Annotated in this window: 24 protein-coding genes and 1 tRNA gene; 7 read left to right on the top strand and 18 right to left on the bottom strand. The window is 57.4% G+C overall.

Annotated elements, in window-relative coordinates; genetic code table 11:
* Positions 1-10: 10 nt before the first annotated feature.
* The 11 genes from ndk to trmJ all read right to left on the bottom strand — a co-directional run bounded on the left by ndk (position 11) and on the right by trmJ (position 7,818).
* The gene (ndk, locus tag JQR87_RS05970; RefSeq protein ID WP_407291690.1) at positions 11-442 is read right to left on the bottom strand and encodes a nucleoside-diphosphate kinase; all 432 of its coding nucleotides are present in this window, start codon (positions 440-442) and stop codon (positions 11-13) included.
* A gap of 160 nt (positions 443-602) precedes the next feature.
* A complete protein-coding gene (gene iscX, locus JQR87_RS05965; protein ID WP_407291691.1) occupies positions 603-800 on the bottom strand; it encodes a Fe-S cluster assembly protein IscX in 198 nt (65 codons plus the stop codon).
* A 13-nt stretch (positions 801-813) separates the two neighbouring features.
* On the bottom strand, positions 814-1,152 hold the full coding sequence (gene fdx, locus JQR87_RS05960) for an ISC system 2Fe-2S type ferredoxin (RefSeq protein ID WP_407291692.1): 339 nt from the start codon (positions 1,150-1,152) through the stop codon (positions 814-816).
* A gap of 5 nt (positions 1,153-1,157) precedes the next feature.
* Positions 1,158-3,020, bottom strand: a complete 1,863-nt coding sequence (hscA, locus tag JQR87_RS05955) for a Fe-S protein assembly chaperone HscA (RefSeq protein WP_407291693.1) — start codon at positions 3,018-3,020, stop codon at positions 1,158-1,160.
* A gap of 41 nt (positions 3,021-3,061) precedes the next feature.
* Entirely contained in the window at positions 3,062-3,583 is a 522-nt protein-coding gene (hscB, locus tag JQR87_RS05950; protein WP_407291695.1) for a co-chaperone HscB, read from the bottom strand.
* Between the two features lie 7 nt (positions 3,584-3,590).
* Positions 3,591-3,914: an iron-sulfur cluster assembly protein IscA gene (gene iscA / locus JQR87_RS05945; protein ID WP_021209490.1), complete on the bottom strand. Its 324-nt coding sequence runs from the start codon at positions 3,912-3,914 to the stop codon at positions 3,591-3,593.
* An 11-nt stretch (positions 3,915-3,925) separates the two neighbouring features.
* On the bottom strand, positions 3,926-4,318 hold the full coding sequence (gene iscU, locus JQR87_RS05940; protein WP_045425243.1) for a Fe-S cluster assembly scaffold IscU: 393 nt from the start codon (positions 4,316-4,318) through the stop codon (positions 3,926-3,928).
* Between the two features lie 40 nt (positions 4,319-4,358).
* Positions 4,359-5,573: an IscS subfamily cysteine desulfurase gene (locus tag JQR87_RS05935; RefSeq protein ID WP_407291696.1), complete on the bottom strand. Its 1,215-nt coding sequence runs from the start codon at positions 5,571-5,573 to the stop codon at positions 4,359-4,361.
* Between the two features lie 30 nt (positions 5,574-5,603).
* Positions 5,604-6,095 (bottom strand): Fe-S cluster assembly transcriptional regulator IscR, encoded by a 492-nt coding sequence (gene iscR, locus JQR87_RS05930; RefSeq protein WP_407291698.1) that lies wholly within the window; start codon positions 6,093-6,095, stop codon positions 5,604-5,606.
* 167 nt (positions 6,096-6,262) lie between these two features.
* Positions 6,263-7,042 carry a serine O-acetyltransferase gene (cysE, locus tag JQR87_RS05925; protein WP_407291699.1) on the bottom strand — a complete coding sequence of 260 codons (780 nt, stop codon included), beginning with the start codon at positions 7,040-7,042 and terminating at the stop codon, positions 6,263-6,265.
* On the bottom strand, positions 7,042-7,818 hold the full coding sequence (gene trmJ / locus JQR87_RS05920) for a tRNA (cytosine(32)/uridine(32)-2'-O)-methyltransferase TrmJ (RefSeq protein WP_407291700.1): 777 nt from the start codon (positions 7,816-7,818) through the stop codon (positions 7,042-7,044). Before trmJ ends, cysE begins: the two co-directional genes overlap by 1 nt.
* Before the next feature lie 153 nt (positions 7,819-7,971).
* Here trmJ and suhB point away from each other — a divergent pair, with 153 nt between their 5' ends.
* Positions 7,972-8,787, top strand: a complete 816-nt coding sequence (gene suhB / locus JQR87_RS05915; protein ID WP_407291701.1) for a type III secretion system regulator SuhB — start codon at positions 7,972-7,974, stop codon at positions 8,785-8,787.
* A 229-nt stretch (positions 8,788-9,016) separates the two neighbouring features.
* Here suhB and secF read toward each other — a convergent pair whose 3' ends face one another.
* From secF to queA, 5 genes are all read right to left on the bottom strand, one after another.
* On the bottom strand, positions 9,017-9,925 hold the full coding sequence (secF, locus tag JQR87_RS05910) for a protein translocase subunit SecF (protein ID WP_407291702.1): 909 nt from the start codon (positions 9,923-9,925) through the stop codon (positions 9,017-9,019).
* Positions 9,926-9,937: 12 nt separating this feature from the next.
* On the bottom strand, positions 9,938-11,806 hold the full coding sequence (gene secD / locus JQR87_RS05905; protein ID WP_407291703.1) for a protein translocase subunit SecD: 1,869 nt from the start codon (positions 11,804-11,806) through the stop codon (positions 9,938-9,940).
* A 67-nt stretch (positions 11,807-11,873) separates the two neighbouring features.
* The gene (yajC, locus tag JQR87_RS05900) at positions 11,874-12,203 is read right to left on the bottom strand and encodes a preprotein translocase subunit YajC (RefSeq protein ID WP_407291704.1); all 330 of its coding nucleotides are present in this window, start codon (positions 12,201-12,203) and stop codon (positions 11,874-11,876) included.
* Positions 12,204-12,244: 41 nt separating this feature from the next.
* Complete coding sequence (tgt, locus tag JQR87_RS05895; protein ID WP_407297808.1) at positions 12,245-13,360, bottom strand: tRNA guanosine(34) transglycosylase Tgt; 1,116 nt, start codon at positions 13,358-13,360, stop codon at positions 12,245-12,247.
* Between the two features lie 14 nt (positions 13,361-13,374).
* Entirely contained in the window at positions 13,375-14,424 is a 1,050-nt protein-coding gene (gene queA, locus JQR87_RS05890) for a tRNA preQ1(34) S-adenosylmethionine ribosyltransferase-isomerase QueA (RefSeq protein ID WP_407291705.1), read from the bottom strand.
* 115 nt (positions 14,425-14,539) lie between these two features.
* On the opposite strand from queA, the gene JQR87_RS05885 reads away from it, so the two are divergent.
* The 3 genes from JQR87_RS05885 (at position 14,540) to JQR87_RS05875 (ending at position 15,871) form a co-directional block, all read left to right on the top strand.
* Positions 14,540-14,626: transfer RNA gene (locus JQR87_RS05885), tRNA-Leu, on the top strand.
* Between the two features lie 436 nt (positions 14,627-15,062).
* Positions 15,063-15,275, top strand: a complete 213-nt coding sequence (locus tag JQR87_RS05880) for a cold-shock protein (protein ID WP_014853413.1) — start codon at positions 15,063-15,065, stop codon at positions 15,273-15,275.
* A gap of 98 nt (positions 15,276-15,373) precedes the next feature.
* Positions 15,374-15,871, top strand: a complete 498-nt coding sequence (locus JQR87_RS05875) for an RDD family protein (RefSeq protein WP_407291706.1) — start codon at positions 15,374-15,376, stop codon at positions 15,869-15,871.
* Positions 15,872-15,904: 33 nt separating this feature from the next.
* Here the strand turns inward: JQR87_RS05875 and lptG are convergent, their stop codons facing one another.
* A complete protein-coding gene (gene lptG / locus JQR87_RS05870; protein WP_407291707.1) occupies positions 15,905-16,966 on the bottom strand; it encodes an LPS export ABC transporter permease LptG in 1,062 nt (353 codons plus the stop codon).
* Complete coding sequence (gene lptF / locus JQR87_RS05865) at positions 16,959-18,080, bottom strand: LPS export ABC transporter permease LptF (RefSeq protein ID WP_407291708.1); 1,122 nt, start codon at positions 18,078-18,080, stop codon at positions 16,959-16,961. The genes lptG and lptF overlap by 8 nt, the downstream gene beginning before the upstream one ends.
* A gap of 184 nt (positions 18,081-18,264) precedes the next feature.
* On the opposite strand from lptF, the gene JQR87_RS05860 reads away from it, so the two are divergent.
* The 3 genes from JQR87_RS05860 to JQR87_RS05850 all read left to right on the top strand — a co-directional run bounded on the left by JQR87_RS05860 (position 18,265) and on the right by JQR87_RS05850 (position 20,688).
* Positions 18,265-19,758: a leucyl aminopeptidase gene (locus JQR87_RS05860; protein WP_407291709.1), complete on the top strand. Its 1,494-nt coding sequence runs from the start codon at positions 18,265-18,267 to the stop codon at positions 19,756-19,758.
* Positions 19,759-19,780: 22 nt separating this feature from the next.
* A complete protein-coding gene (locus JQR87_RS05855; RefSeq protein WP_407291711.1) occupies positions 19,781-20,200 on the top strand; it encodes a DNA polymerase III subunit chi in 420 nt (139 codons plus the stop codon).
* Between the two features lie 122 nt (positions 20,201-20,322).
* Positions 20,323-20,688, top strand: a complete 366-nt coding sequence (locus JQR87_RS05850; protein WP_407291713.1) for a DNA polymerase III subunit chi — start codon at positions 20,323-20,325, stop codon at positions 20,686-20,688.
* Positions 20,689-20,713 lie beyond the last annotated feature (25 nt).

The raw sequence follows: 20,713 nt of genomic DNA, 5'->3' as shown, positions 1-20,713 counted from the left end.
CTTCGCCTAATCAGCGAATGCGGGCGCACACTTCGGTGGCAGAGAAGAAATAAGCGATTTCACGAGCAGCAGAGGCTTCGGAATCAGAACCATGTACAGCGTTCTCGTCGATGGAAACAGCGAAATCGGCGCGAATGGTGCCCGGAGCGGCTTCCTTCGGGTTGGTAGCACCCATCAGCTCACGGTTTTTGGCGATCGCGTCTTCACCTTCCAGGACCTGAACGATCACCGGACCCGACACCATGAAAGCAACCAAATCCTTGAAGAAACCGCGCTCGCTGTGCTCAGCATAAAAACCGCCCGCTTCACGCTCGGACAACTGGATCATCTTCGAAGCGACAACGCGCAATCCGGCTTTCTCGAAGCGAGAGGTGATCTCGCCGATAACGTTCTTGGCTACAGCGTCAGGCTTGATAATAGAAAAAGTGCGTTGCAGGGCCATTTGAAACTCCAAAAATCATGAGGTTAAAGCAAACGAGTAAACCCGCGAATTATACGCGGGTCACGATTAAAAATATAAGGGCGGCTCCGAGCACTGGTGGTTGAGCAGAACAGAAGCCAGACCGAACTTCTATTGAAACCCACCTGACGGCGAAGACGGGCTAGACCTCTTCGATCCAGGCCGCCTGTATGGCCTCAAGCACTTTCTCACCACCGCGAGTTGGATCGTCAGCGAAGTCTGGCAGCTCTACTACCCAACGATGCAACTCGACGAAATTCACGTAGCGAGGGTCCACGTCAGGTTTGCATTCAGCCAATTCAATTGCGATATCCAATACATCGGACCACTTAAGCGCCATGGTTCACCTTGCCTCAATGGCCTTCGGAGACTTGGTTGATTGTGTACTTCGGGATCTCGACAACCAGGTCGGCATCAGCGACCGCGGCCTGACATGACAGCCGGGAAGTAGGCTCCAGCCCCCACGCCTTATCCAACATGTCATCCTCAAGTTCATCGGAGGCCTCCAACGAAGCGAACCCCTCACGAATAACGACGTGACAAGTCGTGCAGGCACACGACTTTTCGCAGGCATGCTCGATATCGATACCATTGCGCAGTGCGGCATCAAGCACTGTCTCACCGGGCTGAGCTTCTACAACTGCCCCGTCCGGACAATGGTCGGCGTGAGGCAGGAAAACAATCTGCGGCATTTGGGTCATTCCTCAATGTCGTTGAGCCGCCGTCCAGCCAGCGCGGCCTTGACGGTGGAATCTAATCTGCGCGCAGCGAAAGCATCGGTGATCTGGCTCAGGCGTTTGACCTGACGTTCGATGGCTGTACCGTCCCTGCTATCGAGAAGCATACGTAATTCAGTCATTTCTGATTCGATTGCGGCACGCTCGTCTTTTTCGAGCAATCTTTCGCCGTCGACCGCTAACGCGCTTTCAACCGCTTCGAGCAAACGCTGCGCATCGACCATCTGCTCACGCAGTGCTCGGGCTACCTTGTCTTCGTTGGCCTTATGAAACGAATCTTGCAGCATCTGAGCAATTTCACCGTCGGTCAGCCCATAAGATGGCTTCACCTGGATGCTCGATTCGACGCCGGATGCGAGCTCACGCGCCGATACACTGAGCAGCCCGTCCGCGTCGACCTGAAAAGTGACGCGGATTTTTGCTGCGCCCGCCACCATTGGCGGAATGCCCCGAAGCTCGAATCGAGCCAGTGACCGACAATCAGCGATGAGTTCGCGCTCACCTTGAAGCACATGGATCATCATGGCCGTCTGGCCATCCTTGTACGTGGTGAACTCTTGTGCACGGGCAACGGGTATGGTGGTGTTACGCGGAATGATTTTCTCCATCAGACCGCCCATGGTTTCCAGCCCAAGCGACAACGGTATGACATCGAGAAGCAATAGCTCCTCCCCGTCACGATTGTTACCTGCCAGTGTCTCGGCCTGAATCGCTGCACCAATCGCTACGACCTGGTCGGGGTCGATATCGGTCAGCGGCTCCTGACCAAACATTTCCCCAACCTTTTCGCGAACCCGTGGGACTCGGGTGGACCCACCCACCATCACTACAGCATGAACCTCATCAAGTTCGACGGAGGAGTCACGCAATGCCCGCCGGCAAGACTTGAGGCTGCGAGCGATCAGCGGATCGATGAGCTCGTTGAACGTAGTGCGGCTCAACGCACCCTGCCAACCTGCGTAACGGACATCGATCGTCTGAACTTCGCTAAGTCGCTCTTTTGCGTCACAGGCAACTCTAAGCAGCTCGCGCTGTGCGCCGGGGTCTAGGTCTTCAGAGGCTCCAGCCTGGGCAAGAATCCATCCAGCAATTGCGTGATCAAAGTCGTCTCCGCCAAGCGCAGTGTCTCCACCGGTGGCCAGGACCTCGAACACACCGCGACTCAAGCGCAGTATGGAAATGTCGAAGGTTCCGCCACCTAAATCATAGATAGCCACGACGCCTTCAGCCTCACGATCCAGGCCATAGGCAACGGCAGCCGCCGTTGGCTCATTGAGCAGACGTAGCACATTCAGATTGGCTAAACGGGCGGCATCCTTGGTGGCCTGGCGTTGCGCGTCGTCGAAATAGGCCGGCACCGTTATGACAGCTCCGACCAGCTCACCACCCAGCACGGCTTCGGCACGCTCACGTAAGGCACGAAGGATTTCTGCCGATACTTCAACAGGGCTTTTGGCGCCTTGCACTGTTTCGATGAAGGGCATTTGCGACTGCCCCTCACTGAATCGATACGGTAGCTGCCCGCCCAGCTGCTTCACGTCGCCAATGCCACGCCCCATCAGACGCTTCGCTGACAGGATAGTGTTTAACGGGTCGCTGGAGGCAGCTGACTTTGCCGGCCGCCCCACCTCGACATGATCAGCGTGATAGCGCACCGCAGATGGCAGAATCACTTCACCATCCCCATCTGGCAATGGCGCAGTGACGCCGCTGCGTAAGGCGGCAACAAGCGAATTGGTGGTACCTAGATCGATGCCAACTGCCAGCCGACGCTGGTGAGGCTGTGGGCTTTGTCCCGGTTCAGCTATCTGGAGTAAGGCCATGTCTATCTGATATCGGGCGCAGCGTCACGCGCTGCGCGGGGTTAATCGTCGAGGCGCTCTTCGAGCTGGCGCACTTCCTGGGACAGCTTGTCAAGGAACTGCATCCTGCGCACCAGCCGCTCCGCTTCCTCGCGCTGCGATTGTTCTTTCCAGATACTGGCGAACGTCTCGTGGAGATCCTTTTGGGCAGTCTTCATGCGAGCTTTAAACGAGACGATACCGTCTATATCCGCATCGTCTTGCAGCTCCTCGAGCTCCTCTCGCCATTGCATCTGCTGCATAAGGAATGCGGGATCCTGAACAGTCGCCTCTAGCGGCATCTCGCGACCTTCAAGTGTCAGCAGGTAGCGGGCGCGCCGCGAAGGGCTTTTCAATGTCTGATAGGCCTCGTTCAAATTCGCCGAGCGCTCGATGGCACTCCGCTGCTCGGCCTCTCCGGCGTCCGCAAACCGATCAGGGTGAACCTTTCGAGCCAGCTCTCGGTAGCGAGCGGACAGCATCTCCGGGTCAATGTCGAAAGCCGGCTGTAAGTCGAACAGTGCGTAATGACAAGGAGTACCCACAGCGCCCTCAAATATTGAAGCTTTCGCCGCAGCCGCATTCGCCACGTACGTTCGGGTTATTAAATTTGAAACCTTCGTTCAGACCCTCACGTACAAAGTCGAGCTCCGTTCCGTCAAGGTATACAAGGCTCTTAGGATCGATGATCACCTTCACACCATGACTGTCAAACACCGAGTCCTCTGCAGCAGCCTCATCCACGAACTCAAGCACATAAGCCAGGCCGGAACAGCCAGTGGTGCGCACACCCAATCGGACACCAAGCCCCTTGCCCCGCCCTTCCAGCGAACGGCGGACATGGTTGGCTGCGGCGGTTGTCATGCTGATAGCCATCGATTCCCCCTTTAGGCCTGCGGCAACCCTTTCTTCTCGCGGTAATCCCGAACGGCCGCCTTGATCGCATCTTCGGCCAGCACCGAGCAATGGATCTTCACCGGGGGCAGCGCCAATTCCTCGGCGAGCTGGGTGTTTTTGATGGTTTCAGCTTCCTCAAGGGTCTTGCCTTTCATCCATTCGGTCGCAAGCGAGCTCGAAGCGATGGCAGAACCACAGCCATAAGTCTTGAACTTCGCGTCCTCGATAACGCCCTGCTCGTTGACCTTGATCTGCAGACGCATGACGTCGCCACACGCTGGAGCACCAACCATGCCGGTGCCGATGGAGGGATCTTCAGCGTCGAACTTGCCGACGTTGCGGGGGTTTTCGTAATGGTCAATGACCTTGTCACTGTACGCCATGGTGCAATCCTCTTTGATCAGGCTATGGTGAATCGACGGGTCAGTGGGCTGCCCACTCGACCTGAGAAATGTCGACACCGTCTTTGAACATGTCCCACAAGGGTGAAAGCTCGCGCAATTTCGTTACGGCCTCGCTTACTTTTTGCGCGGCGTAATCGACCTCTTCTTCCGTCGTGAAGCGACCAAAGGTGAAACGAATCGAACTATGCGCAAGCTCGTCGTTGCGACCCAGCGCACGGAGCACATAGGATGGCTCAAGCGACGCGGACGTACAGGCTGAACCCGAGGAAACCGCCAGATCCTTGAGCGCCATGATCAGCGACTCACCCTCGACGTAGTTGAAGCTCAGGTTCAGGTTGTGCGGAACTCGAGCTGTCATGCTGCCGTTCACATACAGCTCCTCGAGATGCTCGACCTGCTTGAAGAAGCGGTCACGAAGCTGAGCGATGCGTTCGTTTTCAGCCGCCATTTCCAGCTTCGCAATGCGGAACGCTTCGCCCATGCCAACCGACTGGTGTGCCGCCAGCGTACCCGAACGCATCCCGCGCTCATGTCCACCGCCATGCATTTGTGCCTCCAGACGTACGCGGGGCTTGCGTCTTACATAAAGCGCGCCCACTCCCTTAGGGCCGTAAGTCTTGTGTGCCGAAAAGGACATGAGATCAACCTTCATTTTCTCAAGATCAATTTCGACTTTGCCGGTGGATTGAGCAGCGTCAACATGGAAAAGCACGCCGCGTGAGCGTGTCAGCTCGCCGATCGCTGCGATATCGTTGACCGTACCGATTTCGTTGTTCACGTGCATGATGGAAACCAGAACGGTGTCATCACGCAACGCTGCCTCAACCATGGCAGGGGTAATCACCCCATCTTCTCCAGGTTCGATGTAAGTGACCTCGAAGCCTTCACGCTCAAGCTGACGAGTCGTGTCCAGAACAGCCTTATGCTCGATCTTGCTGGTCACGATGTGCTTGCCCTTGGACGCATAGAAATGCGCCACGCCTTTAATAGCCAGGTTGTCCGACTCGGTCGCACCCGAAGTCCAGACTATTTCACGCGGGTCAGCGTTCACCAGCTCGGCAACTTGGCGGCGTGCATTTTCGACGGCCTCTTCGGCTTTCCAGCCAAAAGCGTGAGAACGTGAAGCGGGGTTACCGAAGTTCCCTTCGGCAGTTAGGCACTCGACCATCTTCGCAGCAACGCGAGGATCGACCGGTGTAGTGGCGGAGTAATCCAGGTAAATCGGCAACTTCATCAGGTATCTCCTATCAGGCTGTCGTCCTGCTCAATCGATGGCGGACGCTTCAATCTTATCCAGCTGCGGTGTCTGGCCATTGGCGCGACGCATATCCTGGCGTAAAGCCACCTCCTGGACCTCGCGACGCATCACCAGATCCGCCAGGCTGATACCGCTCAAAAACTCATGGATCTGTTGGCTCAAATCGCACCACAGGTGGTGAGTCAGACAGGTGTCTCCCGAATGACAATCACCCAACCCCTGGCAACGCGTGGCATCGACTGACTCGTTGACAGCGTCGATGACCTGCACGATCTGAATGCCTGCCATTTCGCGAGAAAGCTGATAGCCACCACCTGGCCCGCGAACACTGGTCACAAGGCTGCCACGGCGGAGCTTGGCAAAAAGTTGCTCAAGGTAGGAAAGCGAGATGCCTTGCCGCTCGGAAATATCCGCGAGGGACACCGGCCCGTGCTGCGCATGAAGCGCGAGATCGAGCATCGCAGTGACGGCGTAACGGCCTTTGGTTGTCAATCGCATCGGTTCGCACCAAGCATCATGGTTTGAGGCAAGTATGCAATACCCGACTATTTAGATCAACTATAAGCCCGATTGTATTGCTCAGGCTTTAGGTCCGACTGACACAACTGAAGGAGCGGCAGGCAGATTTCGCCTCGCCCTGAACGCATGATAACAGGCCCCATCATCTATCGCACTTCGGGCTCGTTGCCTTCCCCTTTGACTTCCGCAAAGTCTTCTTCTCGCAATTCAGGCATCTGCTTTGCGCAGTAATCGCTGCCAAGCTCGGTCAAGGCCTTGCACATGCCATCCATCCGCTCTTCAACGGCCTGAACATGATCGAGCAGCCGGCCGATAGCTCTCGCTACCGGGTCCGGCATGTCCTCGCTAACACCATACGCATCAAACCCAATTTTCTCTGCGATTGCCTTGCGCTTGGCCTCCTGCTGGTCATCGGCTTTCACGATTACGCGACCCGGAATTCCCACTGCGGTAGCGCCAGCGGGGACTGCACGAGTCACTACAGCGTTGGAACCTATCTTGGCGCCCGCACCGACCGTAAATGGGCCAAGAATCTTCGCGCCCGCACCTACGATAACCCCATCACCGAGCGTTGGGTGCCGCTTGCCCTTATTCCAGCTGGTACCCCCGAGCGTAACTCCATGATAGAGCGTCACGTCATTGCCGATTTCTGCAGTTTCCCCAATTACGATTCCCATGCCATGGTCGATGAAGAAACGCCGACCGATCCGTGCTCCCGGGTGTATTTCGATGCCTGTCAGCCATCGAGCAAGGTTTGAATTCATCCTCGCCAGCCACTTGCAGTCGTTGCGCCACAACCAATGGGAAAGCCGATGAAACCAGACAGCGTGGAGGCCCGGATAGCAGGTCACGACTTCGAATGCGTTACGCGCAGCCGGATCGCGATGAAAAACGCTTTGGATATCTTCGCGCATGCGTTCGAACATCAATCGACTCTCCGCTTGTGAGGTTCTCCGCGGACAGCTTTTTGCGTTTCGGTAAGAATCCCGCGGAGGATATTCATCTCCAGCTTGCTGATACCGCTGCGGCCATAAAGCCTGCGCAAGCGAGGCATCAAGTGCCGCGGTTTCTCGGGATCGAGAAAGCCTATCTCGACGAGGGTCCGCTCAAGATGGCCGTAGTAATGCTCAAGCTCATCAGCGGTAACCGGCTCCGCATCCAGCATCGCAGTGGTTTCGATTTTTTCCTGCTTGCTCGGCTGATTAGTAGCCGACAGCCAGGCCATACGTACTTCGTAAGCAAGCACCTGAACCGCAGCAGCCAGATTGAGTGAGCTGAAAGTGGGGTCCGACGGAATGTGGACATGATACTGGCAGCGCTGCAGCTCTTCGTTGGTGAGCCCGGCATATTCCCGGCCGAACACCAGCGCGACCTCCCCGCCCCGCTCAACCTGCTCCATGCAGACCGTTCCGGTCTCGCGAGGATCCAATAATGGCCATGGTATGCGGCGATCACGCGCACTGGTGCCCAACACCAGACTGCATCCCACCAACGCCTCTTCAAGCGATGCCACTACCTGAGCCGAATCAAGAATATCCGTTGCGCCCGAGGCACGGGCGATAGCGTCCGGGCTCGGAAAATCCTCAGGGTCCACCAGCACCAGGCGGGACAACCCCATATTTTTCATGGCGCGAGCAGCACCACCGATATTCCCGGCATGACTGGTGTTGACCAGCACTACACGAATGTTCTGTAGCGACACTGATTAGGTCTCTGTCGAAATAACTGAGCGAAAGCTTACAGGAAGCATCGGCGGATTCGCCATTGGCCGTCGGAACGAGCCTCGCCGAGCAACACGACGCGTCGGTTTCTGATAGAATTGTCGGCTTTCTTTAAACGACCAGGTATTTGATCGATGCAGCCTATGCTGAATATCGCGCTGCGCGCCGCCCGTAGCGCTGGCGAAATGATTGTTCGTTCCACCGAGCGCCTGGACGTGATCTCGGTTAGCGAAAAGGACGCGCGTGATTACGTCTCCGAAATCGACCGAACAGCCGAACAGTTGATTGTTGCTGCGCTACGCAAAGCCTATCCGAACCACGGCATTCTCGGTGAGGAAGGCGGGCTGCTGGAAGGCACCGGAGACGGCAAGGATTACCTGTGGGTTATTGACCCGCTGGACGGCACGACCAACTTCCTGCGCGGCGTACCGCACTATGCCGTCAGCATCGCGTGCAAGTACCGTGGTCGCCTTGAGCATGCAGTAGTCTTAGACCCGGTCCGGCAGGAAGAATTTACCGCCAGCCGCGGCCGGGGCGCCGCACTCAACGGACGCCGCCTACGCGTCAGTGCACGCAAAAGCCTGGAAGGCGCGCTCCTCGGCACGGGTTTTCCGTTCCGCGATGGGCAAATGGATAATCTCGACAGCTATCTCAACATGTTCCGCAGCCTGGTCGGCCAGACTGCAGGCCTTCGTCGCGCAGGCGCAGCCAGCCTCGACCTTGCATACGTTGCCGCTGGCCGTTATGACGCGTTCTGGGAATTCGGGCTCTCTGAGTGGGACATGGCCGCAGGTGCGCTGCTAATACAGGAAGCGGGCGGCCTGGTCAGCGACTTCGGCGGTAGCCATGAGTACCTGGAAAAAGGCCAAATCGTTGCCGGCAACACCAAATGTTTCAAAGCGGTACTCACAGCCATCCAGCCACACCTGACGCCCGCCCTGAAACGCTGAGAGCGATCCGAGCCGTGGTCATAAAAAAACGCCCTAGCAGGGCGTTTTTTTTGGCTTTCGGCCATCGTTGAGCAGCATCTACTGCCCCTTACGAACCGCAACCTGCTGGCCAGGATCACCATCCAAGGACAGAACCGACCAGCAACGACTTATTCACTGCAGTGCCTCTCTTCTGACGGGCCAAGCCCGCAGCGGCGCCTCAAACAGCGCACCGCCTCAACACGTCTAATCAGGGAAGCTCGTCGACCTCTTCAACCACAGGAGGAATCAGATCTTCGCGGGTCAGGTTCAGCCACACCAACAACATCCCAGCGACATAGACAGAGGAGTACGTGCCTGCGCCAACCCCAATCAACAACGCCAGCGAGAATCCCCACAGGTTTTCCCCACCGAAGAACATCAACGCGCCTACAGCAAGCAATGTAGAGATCGATGTGGCCAACGTACGCAGCAGGGTTTGTGTAGTCGAGATATTGATGTTTTCGAGCAACTGCGCCTTTCGGAGCATGCGGAAGTTTTCGCGGATTCGGTCAAAGATGACAATGGTGTCGTTAAGTGAATAGCCGATCACAGCCAGTACCGCAGCCAACACGGTCAGGTCGAACGTTATCTGGAAAAAGGAGAACACACCCAAAACCAGAATGACGTCGTGAAACAACGACAGCACTGCCCCTAGCCCGAATTTCCACTGAAAGCGAAAGGCGACATAAACAAGAATACCGCCAAGGGCAAGCAGCATGCCCAGACCACCTTGATCACGGAGTTCCTCACCAACCGCCGGCCCGACGAACTCGACACGCTTAACCGTTACTGCGCCGCCCGCCTCGCCGCCACGCAGCGCCTCGGCGATGCGCTCACCAAGCAGCGGATCGTCGCCAGGCATACGCACCAGCACGTCCGTGGTAGCACCGAAGCTCTGCACCACAGCATCATTGAAAGCGGCGCCAGCCAGCTGAGACCGGATCTGGTCGAGCGCGACTGGCTGCTCATAAGAGAGCTCGATCAAGGTGCCGCCAGTGAAGTCGAGTCCGAAGTTCAGACCCTTCACTGCCAGGCTAGCCAGGGATGCAAAAGTGAGCAGAACGGTCAGGGCAAAGGCGATATACCGTACACCCATGAAATTGATTACGCGTTTCATCGTGCTAACCCCTTAAATCCACAACTTCTTGAGATCGCGGCCGCCGTAGATCAGATTGACCATGGCGCGAGTCACGACGATCGCAGTGAACATTGAGGTTAGGATTCCTAAAGAGAGCGTTACCGCAAATCCCTTGATCGGCCCTGTTCCCATCGCAAAGAGGATACCGCCGACCAACAAGGTGGTCAGGTTACCGTCGACGATCGCCGAGAATGCCCGATCGAAACCTTCATGAATTGCCCGTTGAACTGACATGCCGTTCGCGATCTCCTCTCGGATACGGGAGAAAATCAGTACGTTGGCATCCACTGCCATGCCCATCGTCAGGACGATACCAGCGATACCCGGCAGCGTTAGCGTCGCACCCAGCATCGACATCAAGGCCATCAACACGACCATGTTGAATAGCAGCGCAACGGTAGCCAGCAATCCGAAGAACTTGTAGATCAGCACCATGAACACCGCAACGAAGAGAAAGCCCCACATTGCCGCCTCGACACCGAGCTGGATGTTCTCGGCGCCCAGGCTTGGGCCGATGGTGCGTTCCTCAGCGAAGTACATCGGCGCGGCCAAGCCACCGGCACGAAGAAGCAGTGCCAATTCGGAAGACTCGCCCTGACCGTCCAGACCGGTGATGCGGAACTGACTACCCAACGGAGACTGAATGGTCGCCAAGCTGATGACTTTCTTTTCTTCCTGGAACGTCTCCACAGGAACTTCCTGCTCAACGCCGTCAACCATCTGTTTGACGTAACGTGTAGTAGGCCGCTGCTCAATGAAGACCACCGCCATGCTGCGCCCGACGTTATTTCGCGTGGCGCGATTCATCAAATCGCCGCCATGGCCATCCAGACGGATATTCACCTGCGGCCGGCCATTCTCGTCATAGCTCGCTTGAGCATCGGTGACCTGGTCACCCGTGATAATCAGATTGCGCTCGAGCTGTACCGGCGGGCGCCCCTCTTGACGGAACTCGAAGGTCTCGGTTGTGGCACGAGCAGCATCAGCCTCGGCAGCCAACCGGAACTCGAGATTCGCAGTCTTGCCCAGGATACGTTTTGCTTCGGCCGTGTCCTGTACCCCAGGAAGCTCAACGACAATGCGATTGGCTCCCTGACGCTGAACCAACGGTTCGGAAACGCCCAGCTCATTGACCCGGTTACGCACCGTGGTCAGGTTCTGCTTGATCGAATACTCACGAATCTCGGCCAGCTTGGCCTCGGTAATGGCCAGGCGCAGCACATGCTGGCCATTGCGCTCGGTGGAGGTCAGTTCGAAATCATTGAAATTCTTACGGATGAGCGACTGAGCAGCCGAAAGGGTAGCCTCGTCGGCAAAAGCCAACTGCACTGCGTTCTCAGCCAGAGGAAGACTGCGATAGCGCACGCGCTCCTTGCGCAACAGACTCTTGACCTCACCCTCGTAGACGTTGAGGCGCGTCTCGATGGCCTTGTCCATATCGACCTCTAGCAGGAAATGCACACCGCCAGATAGATCGAGGCCCAGCTTCATCGGGCTTGCACCGACATCACGCAGCCAATCGGGTGTAGTAGGTGCAAGGTTTAGCGCAACCACATAAGCATCACCCAAAGCACGACGCACCACATCCTTGGCGGGCAGCTGATCTTCAAGGTCAGTCAGACGTAGCAAACCGCCCCGTCCCTGCTCGTCCAGGCTTGCAGACTTGACCTCGATGCCGGCTTCGGCGAGGGCATTGCTGGCTCGGTTGAGATCGGCCTCGGTGACATTGAGTGAAGTCGCAGCGCCTGTGATCTGAACCGCCGGATCATCCGGGTACAGATTGGGCGCCGAATATATGAAGGCAATGCCAAGCACTACCACTATTAGCAGGTATTTCCAGAGGGGGAATCTATTGAGCATGACGCAGCCCGTCTAATGACGCGGGGCGCCTTGCGCGCCCCGTCGTTGGTGTTGAGTAGAGGTCAGCTCAGATGGCCTTCAGCGTACCCTTGGGCAGCGTTGCGGCGATCGCCACCTTCTGGAACTTCAGCTCTACCGAGTCGGAGACTTCGATCACAACGAAGTCGTCGGACACCTTCGTAACCTTCCCAGCAATACCGCCCGACGTCACCACTTCGTCGCCTTTCTGCAGGCCACTAATCAAGTTCTTGTGCTCTTTCGCACGTTTGGCCTGCGGGCGCCAGATCATCAGATAGAAAATGACAAGAAAGCCTACCAGGAACAACCACTCAAAACCGCTACCAGCGGGACCGGCAGCAGCCTCTTGAGCATAGGCGGCGGGAATCAGAAAGCTCATGTAGCACTCCTGTTGCAGAGATCAGTTTAGTTATGGATTCGTCACGCAAGCGGCGGGGTTGGCAGGCCGCGCTTGGCATAGAAGGCGTCGACAAAGGTCGCCAATGTACCCTGTTGGATAGCGTCGCGTAAACCAGCCATCAGGCGCTGGTAGTGGCGCAGATTATGGATCGTATTGAGCATGCTCCCCAGCATTTCGCCGCATTTATCCAGGTGGTGCAAATAGCCCCGAGAGAAGTGCGTGCAGGTATAGCAATCGCACCCTGCTTCCAGGGGCGAGTCATCGTAGCGGTGCATGGCGTTGCGGATCTTGACCACCCCGACATCTGTGAACAGATGCCCATTTCGCGCATTACGGGTAGGCATGACACAGTCGAACATATCCACACCCCGACGCACACCTTCGACCAGATCCTCCGGTTTGCCAACGCCCATCAAGTAACGCGGCTTGTCAGCTGGCATGACTGGCGGCAGGAAATCGAGCACCCGAATCATCTCCTCCTTGGGCTCGCCAACCGAAAGGCCACCAATAGCCAAACCATCGAAGCCGATTTCGCACAGCCCTTCCAAGGAGCGCATCCGGAGCGACTCGTGCATCCCACCCTGAACGATGCCGAACAGCGCCGCAGGGCTATCGCCGTGCGCGACCTTTGATCGCTTGGCCCACCGCAGCGAGAGCTCCATCGAACGACGCGCGACATCCTCATCGGCCGGGTATGGCGTGCACTCATCGAAAATCATCACGATGTCGGAGCCAAGATCACGCTGCACCTGCATCGATTCTTCCGGGCCCATGAAAACCTTGGCCCCATCGACTGGCGAGGCGAAGTAAACACCCTCCTCCTTGATTTTGCGCATCGCACCCAGGCTGAACACCTGAAAACCACCCGAGTCGGTCAGGATCGGTCCTTGCCACTGCATAAAGTCATGCAAGTCGCCATGCGCTTTGATTACTTCGGTGCCAGGCCGCAGCCACAGATGGAACGTGTTGCCGAGAATGATTTGAGCACCGATAGCTTCGATATCGCGCGGGAGCATGCCCTTAACCGTGCCGTAGGTACCTACCGGCATGAACGCCGGGGTTTCCACCACGCCGCGAGGAAAGGTCAGCCGGCCTCGCCGCGCCCTCCCCTCTGTCGCAAGCAATTCGAAGGACATATGGCAGGTACGACTCATTGGGAATCCTCGGGGCCACGCGGGGCCGGATTGCGGATGATGAACATGGCATCACCGTAGCTGAAAAACCGGTAACCCTTGGCGACAGCCTCAGCATAGGCAGCCATGGTCTCTTGATAACCGGCAAATGCGGAAACCAGCATCAGCAAAGTGGACTCCGGTAGATGGAAATTAGTAACCAGCGCATCGACGACATGGAACTGCTTACCGGGGTAAATGAAGATATCGGTGTCGCCACTGAAAGGCTTGAGCACGCCGTCACGCGCAGCGCTTTCCAGGGAGCGGACACTGGTAGTGCCTACCGCCACCACACGCCCGCCCCGAGCACGGCAGGCGGTGACTGCATCAACCACACCCTGATCGACTTCAAGCCACTCGCGGTGCATTTGGTGCTCTTCGATACGCTCAACACGTACAGGCTGAAAGGTGCCAGCGCCGACGTGCAGCGTGACAAAAGCACTTTCGATACCTTTAGCCTGCAACGCAGCCAGCAGCTCCGCATCGAAATGCAGGCCAGCGGTTGGTGCAGCCACAGCGCCCGCCCGTTGTGCATAAACCGTCTGATACCGCTCACGGTCTGCGGCTTCGTCTGCCCGGTCGATATAAGGCGGCAAGGGCATATGGCCCACGCGCTCAAGCAACGGCAGCACGTCTTCGTCAAATTCCAGTTCAAACAACGCGTCATGGCGCACCAGCATCAGCGCCTCGCCGCCGCCGTCAATGTGAATTCTGGCCCCCGGCTTCGGTGATTTGCTGGACCGAATATGCGCCAGGACACGACGCCCATCGAGCACGCGCTCAATAAGCACCTCGACTTTGCCCCCCGTGTCCTTCTGGCCGAACAGGCGCGCCGGGATGACCCGTGTATTGTTGAACACCATCAGATCGCCGGGGCGAAGGTAATCGAGCAACTCAACGAAGCCGTGGTGGGCCATCGAACCGGTCGAGCCGTCAAGCACCAGCAAACGACTGGCGCGGCGCTCGGGCAAGGGATGGCGGGCGATCAGTGAGTCGGGAAGATCGAAGGAAAAAGCGGAGACTTGCATTTGAAAACTTCAGCACGGGGCGTCGGGGGCGCAAAGCTTAGCGGAAACACCCCATTCTGACCACGCCAGACGATTGACCGCTCCGCAATGCATCCCTATACTGCGCCGCCACTGTGCCTCGATGGCGGAATCGGTAGACGCAGCGGATTCAAAATCCGCCGTTGGTAACAACGTGAGAGTTCGAGTCTCTCTCGAGGCACCATAATTCAGTGACCAGATGTAGCAGTACTTCTGGTAAGGGTGAACCGCAGCATAGCAGCGACGACGCCCACTCCGTCAGGCCGACAGCGGCCCGCCGACGCAAGACCTACGTTTCATTGAAAACAGATTCGCACCGGCAGTACGCTAGGCCGCACAGGCTGAATCAACTGCCGAAAACGAACTTCATGAATACCAGACCTCACTGAAAGTTCAGCTTGCAGTGGGCATAATTCTATGGCTCTGAGGGCTTGGCATCGCCCGGCGAGTTATCGTAGAGTGTGCCCACTGTGTTTGCATGGGTCGCCGTTGAATCGTGACCTGATGCAGTAGATCTTCAGATCCGCTACATCCGTTCGACTCTTTACTCCTTGCAACCAGTTTCCGCTCTCCGCATATGCAGAGGCGCTTCCACTATTGAGTTTCAAGGATACAAAGCTATGTCGAATCGTCAGAACGGTACCGTCAAGTGGTTTAACGACGAAAAAGGTTTTGGTTTCATCACTCCCGAAAGCGGTCCGGATCTGTTCGTGCATTTCCGCGCGATCGAAGGCAACGGCTTCAAGAGCCTGAAAGAAGGCCAGAAAGTCAGCTTCATCGCTGTGCAAGGTCAAAAGGGCATGCAGGCTGACCAGGTTCAAATCCAGGAATAAGCCGAGCTCCGAAAAGCCCCTGACGGAAACGTCAGGGGCTTTTTTATGCGCGCGATTCCGTAGAATGCTCGATTGCATTTTCTAGCGAGACGTCATTGATGCGTAACCACCTGCTTAGCCCTCAAGGGCAGTATCCGGCAGCCGGCCTTATCCGCCGACTCGCCGCAATCGTTTACGATACTTTTCTGTCGATAGCACTGATGATGGTCGTCACGCTGTTTTACCAGCAGGTGGTCTTACGTCTTTTCTATGGCAGCGAAGGGTTGAAAGCCGTAGCGGAGTCAGGCGGCCTGGATATAGACCCTATCCTTTCGACGCTTTTGCTGTTTAGCCTGTTCGCCTTCTTCGCCAAATTCTGGACCCACAACGGGCAAACGCTCGGGATGCAAGTCTGGGGGGTTCGGATCCAGAACAACGATGGCACTGCGATCGACCTGTGGCAGGCACTGCTTCGCTTCCTGATCGCGATCATGTCCTGGCTCGCGCTGGGGCTGGGCTACTGGTGGATGCTCTTCGACAAAGAACGCAGGACCTGGCACGACATCTATTCCGAAAGCCAGGTCGTTCAACTACCAAAGAACATTCACAAGAAATAACGCCGAGAAGCCATAACCCCTCGCCACCCCGAATTACCCTGCACGACGCAGCAGAAGCACACCCGCAAGCGCGCAGACTCCGGCAGGCACCACCACCGCCAGTAGAGGCGGAAAGCCGAACACCTGGCTGGCTGGCCCCAGCAGGTCCTGCAGGATGCGGAACACGAAGCCAACGATGACGCCTGTAAAAATACGCTGACCAAGCGTCACTGAGCGTAATGGCCCGAAGATGAAGGAAATCGCCAAGAGCACCAACGCCACGGTCACAGCCGGCTGCAGGACCTTGGTCCAGAATGCCAGCCAGTATCGGCCGTTATTCAAACCCTGATCAGCTAGATAATGGATATAGCGCCATAGCCCGGTCACGGATAACGCATCCGGCTCCTTGACTACCGTACCGACCAGCTGTGGCGTCAACTGAACATCCCAACGTTCCTCGGCAGCTTTGACCACCTCGGTATGGTCACCACGAAAATGCGTCGTGGCGATGTCGCTGAGCAGCCAGTAATCCCCTTCGTATCGCGCTCGACGGGCGAAGCTTGCCGATAACAGCTGCCTCTCCTCGTCGAAGCGATAGCGGGTTACACCAAGCAATACACCACTGGGCTGGACAGCGTTGATGTGTACGAACTCGTCGCCCTGGCGATGCCAAAGCCCCCGCTTGCTGCTCTGGGCCTCGCCACCCCCTTGTGCTGCGGAGCGGCTGGCCTGGGCGATATCCCCACTCCAGGGCGCCACGTACTCCCCAATCAGGACATTGATCAGCATCAACAGCAACATGGGCTTCATGACGGCCAGGACGATTCGCCCCAGTGATACGCCAGCAGCACGCATGATCGTCAATTCGCTGTTGCTCGCGAGCGTGCCGAGCCCGATGAGACAGCCGATCAATGCCGACATCGGCAACAGCTCGTAAATTCGAGACGGCGTGGTCAACAGTACGTACATGGCTGCGTCGAGCGTGCCATAGCTACCCTTTACATCGCCCAACTCATCGATAAACGCAAAAAGCAGAGCCAAGCCGACGATGATGCCGAGCACCGTCAAAATCGCCAGCAGAACATGACTTCCGATGTACCGATCAAGCTTACGCATGGGCGGCCCTCGACAGGCTGCGGCGCTTGCTGATGGCGAGCATCAGCGGTTCCCAGTAGAGCATCAGCATCCCTATGGCAAAAAAGATTGCGTGTACCCACCACAGGCCCAACGCCGGCGGTATTCGCCCCTTGTCCAGGGAACCACGCGCGGCGATCAGCAACGAGAGATAAGCCATATAAAGAAGGATCGCGGGGAGCAGCTTTAAAAAGCGACCTTGTCGCGGATTCACCTTTGACAGCGGAACCGCCAGCAATGTGACGATGAACACCAGCAACGGTAAGGACAATCGCCATTGCAGCTCGGACTGCAATCGAATGTCTTCGCTCCCAAGCAGCTCGAGGGTCGACATGGACTCACGTTCGCTCAGCTCGACGCTCACTTCAGGCTTGGGCAGCAGCACCCCGTAGGTATCGTATTGAATTGCACGATAGTTGGCCTGACCCGGGTTGCCGTCATAGCGATAACCGTTTTCCAGAATCAGATAGCGGCTCCCGTCGGGCTGGATTTCCTGGCGCCCACTTTCGGCAACCAGAACAGAGAGCCCGCGCTTTTCCCCGGTCGCGCTGGATAGGTTGGTTTCGGAAATGAACACGCCGCCCAGTTCGGTTCGATCCGCACTCAGCTCGCGGGTGTAGGTGACCCGCGTACCGTCACGCAGGGTCTGGAAGCGCCCCGGCACCAGCGTATCGAATTCCGTCAGCGAATCCTGCTCATTGAGAATGCGATTGACCTCGGCGACACCCTGTGGAGCCAATCCAAGGCTTAGCCAGCCGACCAGCCCGGCAATCAACGCTGCCGGCGCCAGACTGTACATCAGCAGCCGGCGCTGGCTCATGCCGGTAGCTGAAAGCACCGTCATCTCGCTATCCAAATAGAGTCGACCGTAGGCCAGCAAAATGCCGAGAAACAGGCCCAGCGGCAGGATCAACTGCAGGAACCCCGGAAGGCGGAACCCCATGATCATCAACAGCACACCCGGATCGAGAAGCCCCTGCGCAGCCTGAGCCAGGTATTTGATGAAACGGCCGCTCATGATGATGACCAACAGCACGGCACTTACCGCGCTCAGGGTAACCAGAAGCTCACGCGACAGGTAACGAAAGACGATCAAACCGGACACTCCAGGGTTGTCAGGCTCCGGCAGCTACGCTCAAACTAGCTACCAAGCAGCCGGTCCGCCGTAACAAGGACATTGGGCTCATGCAGTTTTCCCAACGTCCCGGTAGACGAACCACCGGAAAATAAGCCCGGCATTATCCTGCAAACCCGACTCTTTGTCTTGGGGACTCGACGCCATGGAATTCGTTGTAAAAAACACTAAAGCCGCTGCAGCCAAAACATCCACACTCGTTCTGCCCGTCAACGAAGACGGATTGCTTGGCGCTACGGCCCAAGCCGTGGACCAGGCAAGCGGAGGTGCCATCAGCGCGGTGCTCAAGCGCGGCGACATCAAAGGCAAGCCGGGACAAACCCTGCTGCTGCATAGCTTGCCGAACCTCAAGGCGGACCGCGTATTGCTGATTGGCACCGGCAAGGATGACGAGCGCGACGGCCGCCAATGGCGCAAGGCTGTCAGCGCCGCGCTCGCTGTGCTCAAAGGCCTGGGCGGCAGCGATGCCACCTTTGCCCTGCAGGATGTCCAGCTCAAGGAGCGCGACGTCTACGCTCGAACGCGCATGCTGGTCGAAGTGCTTGCAGACGGCCAGTACGTTTTCGAACAGTTCAAGAGCAGCAAGAGCGACAAGCCCAAACTCGTCAAGATCACTATCCTTTCCGATAAAGCGGATCAGGATCGCGTCGAACAGGCTGCTCGCCATGCAGCTGCGATCACCGCCGGCATGAGCTTCGCACGTGACCTGGGAAATCTGCCACCGAACATCTGTCATCCAAGCTATATGGCTGAGCAGGCCAAGCAGCTAGGCAAGACGTTCAAAGGTCTGAAGGTCGAGGTGCTGGACGAGAAAAAACTGCGCGAACTTGGTGCGGGTTCCTTCTTGGCGGTCTCACAGGGGAGCAATCAGCCAGGCTGTATCGTGGTGATGCAGTACAACGGTGGTAAGAAGGGTGAGCAACCTTACGCACTCGTTGGCAAAGGGATCACATTCGACACTGGCGGTATCAGTCTAAAGCCCGGCCAGGGCATGGACGAAATGAAATACGATATGTGTGGTGCCGCAAGCGTTCTGGGCACCTTCCGCGCCGCACTGGAGCTTCAACTACCAATCAACCTGGTTGGCCTGCTGGCGTGCGCGGAAAACATGCCTAGCGGCAACGCTACCCGCCCCGGTGACATCGTCACCACCATGAGTGGCCAGACCGTGGAGATCCTGAATACTGATGCCGAAGGGCGTTTGGTGCTCTGCGACACCCTGACCTATGCCGAACGTTTCAAACCTCGCGCGGTAATCGACGTGGCTACCCTGACCGGTGCTTGTATCGTCGCACTGGGCAGCAACACCTCCGGTCTGCTGGGCAATAACGACGAGCTGCTGCAGCAGGTACTCGGTGCTGGCCAGAAGGCCGATGACCGCGCCTGGCAATTGCCATTGTTTGATGAGTATCAGGAGCAACTCGACAGCCCCTTCGCCGACATTGCCAATATCGGCGGCCCCAAGGCGGGCACCATCACCGCGGCCTGTTTCCTTTCGCGCTTCACCAAGGCCTACCCATGGGCACACCTGGACGTTGCCGGTACAGCCTGGGTCAGTGGCGGCAAGGAGAAAGGCGCGACGGGACGTCCGGTTCCGCTGTTGACTCAGTATCTGCTGGACCGGGCTGAGCAGGCATGAGCAAAGCAGGCGAAAACAGGGCATGACTCGTATCGAGTTTTATGTACTGCCTGATAGCGACGAGGTGGGCCGCGCCAGAGCGGCCTGCCAGCTGGCAAGCAAGGGCTGGCAGCACGGCCTATCGGTATTCATTCGTTGCCAGGACAGTCAGCAGTGCAGCGATCTGGACGACCTGCTCTGGTCGTTTCGTGCGGAACGCTTCATCCCGCACGAGCTCTATGGCACCGACTCGCTCGCTCCAGTGGTGATAGGCACGGAGCAGCCACCCGCCGCCAAGCATGGTCTGCTGATCAACCTTTCGCCGACCCTGTCACCGCATATTGATCAGTTCAGCCGCGTGATCGAGATAGTCAACCAGCAACCCGAACTGCTTACCGTCTGCCGGGACAACTTTCGCCACTACCGGCAGCATGGCTATGATCCAAAGAGAGTCGAACTGTAACGAACCTGGCAGAACACGACGAGCTCGCCGGAACCGTAGGCCGTCAACATGTATCGCCAATGGGCCACCGCCCTTCAGGACCACCCAACGCGCCTGGATGCCTTACCCCGGATAACCCGTAGATGACGCAATCGCCCACACCAAAAACCCACCTTCTGGATGATCTGGAATCCATTCGCGCACTGCTGGGAGATCAGGATCCACCGATGCTGAACGAGGCACTGGACCCAAACAGCATTCCGCTGCTCTCGGACATCGTCGAATACCCAACCGAAGGCGTATCGGAAGCTGAGGTAGAGCCACGCGAGCCTGCCGTGCGCACCGCCTTTCGCACGCTGGCCGAGCGCCACCTCGACCATGAACTGCGCACCGCTGCGCAACTGATCCTGCAAGAGGTCATTGATGACTTCATGCCGCAGATCGAAGCCGAATTGCGCACTCGCCTTGAAGCACGCGCCGAGAAGCTGATCAAGTCCCACCGCTCCTGATTCAGCTCAACCAAGCCAGCTCCAG

Origin of the sequence: Stutzerimonas stutzeri, from assembly GCF_051028275.1 — a bacterium.
Classification (GTDB): domain Bacteria; phylum Pseudomonadota; class Gammaproteobacteria; order Pseudomonadales; family Pseudomonadaceae; genus Stutzerimonas; species Stutzerimonas stutzeri_AS.
The sequence above is the reverse complement of the archived record's forward strand: the minus strand, read 5'-3'. Positions and strand labels throughout refer to the sequence as shown.

What these genes read in the sequence shown, in the direction of transcription:
- ndk (WP_407291690.1), bottom strand. Translation starts at nt 442, where the DNA reads ATGGCCCTGCAACGCACTTTTTCTATTATCAAGCCTGACGCTGTAGCC.
- iscX (WP_407291691.1), bottom strand. Translation starts at nt 800, where the DNA reads ATGGCGCTTAAGTGGTCCGATGTATTGGATATCGCAATTGAATTGGCT.
- fdx (WP_407291692.1), bottom strand. Translation starts at nt 1,152, where the DNA reads ATGCCGCAGATTGTTTTCCTGCCTCACGCCGACCATTGTCCGGACGGG.
- hscA (WP_407291693.1), bottom strand. Translation starts at nt 3,020, where the DNA reads ATGGCCTTACTCCAGATAGCTGAACCGGGACAAAGCCCACAGCCTCAC.
- iscA (WP_021209490.1), bottom strand. Translation starts at nt 3,914, where the DNA reads ATGGCTATCAGCATGACAACCGCCGCAGCCAACCATGTCCGCCGTTCG.
- iscU (WP_045425243.1), bottom strand. Translation starts at nt 4,318, where the DNA reads ATGGCGTACAGTGACAAGGTCATTGACCATTACGAAAACCCCCGCAAC.
- JQR87_RS05935 (WP_407291696.1), bottom strand. Translation starts at nt 5,573, where the DNA reads ATGAAGTTGCCGATTTACCTGGATTACTCCGCCACTACACCGGTCGAT.
- iscR (WP_407291698.1), bottom strand. Translation starts at nt 6,095, where the DNA reads ATGCGATTGACAACCAAAGGCCGTTACGCCGTCACTGCGATGCTCGAT.
- cysE (WP_407291699.1), bottom strand. Translation starts at nt 7,042, where the DNA reads ATGTTCGAACGCATGCGCGAAGATATCCAAAGCGTTTTTCATCGCGAT.
- suhB (WP_407291701.1), top strand. Translation starts at nt 7,972, where the DNA reads ATGCAGCCTATGCTGAATATCGCGCTGCGCGCCGCCCGTAGCGCTGGC.
- secF (WP_407291702.1), bottom strand. Translation starts at nt 9,925, where the DNA reads ATGAAACGCGTAATCAATTTCATGGGTGTACGGTATATCGCCTTTGCC.
- secD (WP_407291703.1), bottom strand. Translation starts at nt 11,806, where the DNA reads ATGCTCAATAGATTCCCCCTCTGGAAATACCTGCTAATAGTGGTAGTG.
- yajC (WP_407291704.1), bottom strand. Translation starts at nt 12,203, where the DNA reads ATGAGCTTTCTGATTCCCGCCGCCTATGCTCAAGAGGCTGCTGCCGGT.
- tgt (WP_407297808.1), bottom strand. Translation starts at nt 13,360, where the DNA reads ATGTCCTTCGAATTGCTTGCGACAGAGGGGAGGGCGCGGCGAGGCCGG.
- queA (WP_407291705.1), bottom strand. Translation starts at nt 14,424, where the DNA reads ATGCAAGTCTCCGCTTTTTCCTTCGATCTTCCCGACTCACTGATCGCC.
- JQR87_RS05880 (WP_014853413.1), top strand. Translation starts at nt 15,063, where the DNA reads ATGTCGAATCGTCAGAACGGTACCGTCAAGTGGTTTAACGACGAAAAA.
- JQR87_RS05875 (WP_407291706.1), top strand. Translation starts at nt 15,374, where the DNA reads ATGCGTAACCACCTGCTTAGCCCTCAAGGGCAGTATCCGGCAGCCGGC.
- lptG (WP_407291707.1), bottom strand. Translation starts at nt 16,966, where the DNA reads ATGCGTAAGCTTGATCGGTACATCGGAAGTCATGTTCTGCTGGCGATT.
- JQR87_RS05860 (WP_407291709.1), top strand. Translation starts at nt 18,265, where the DNA reads ATGGAATTCGTTGTAAAAAACACTAAAGCCGCTGCAGCCAAAACATCC.
- JQR87_RS05855 (WP_407291711.1), top strand. Translation starts at nt 19,781, where the DNA reads ATGACTCGTATCGAGTTTTATGTACTGCCTGATAGCGACGAGGTGGGC.
- JQR87_RS05850 (WP_407291713.1), top strand. Translation starts at nt 20,323, where the DNA reads ATGACGCAATCGCCCACACCAAAAACCCACCTTCTGGATGATCTGGAA.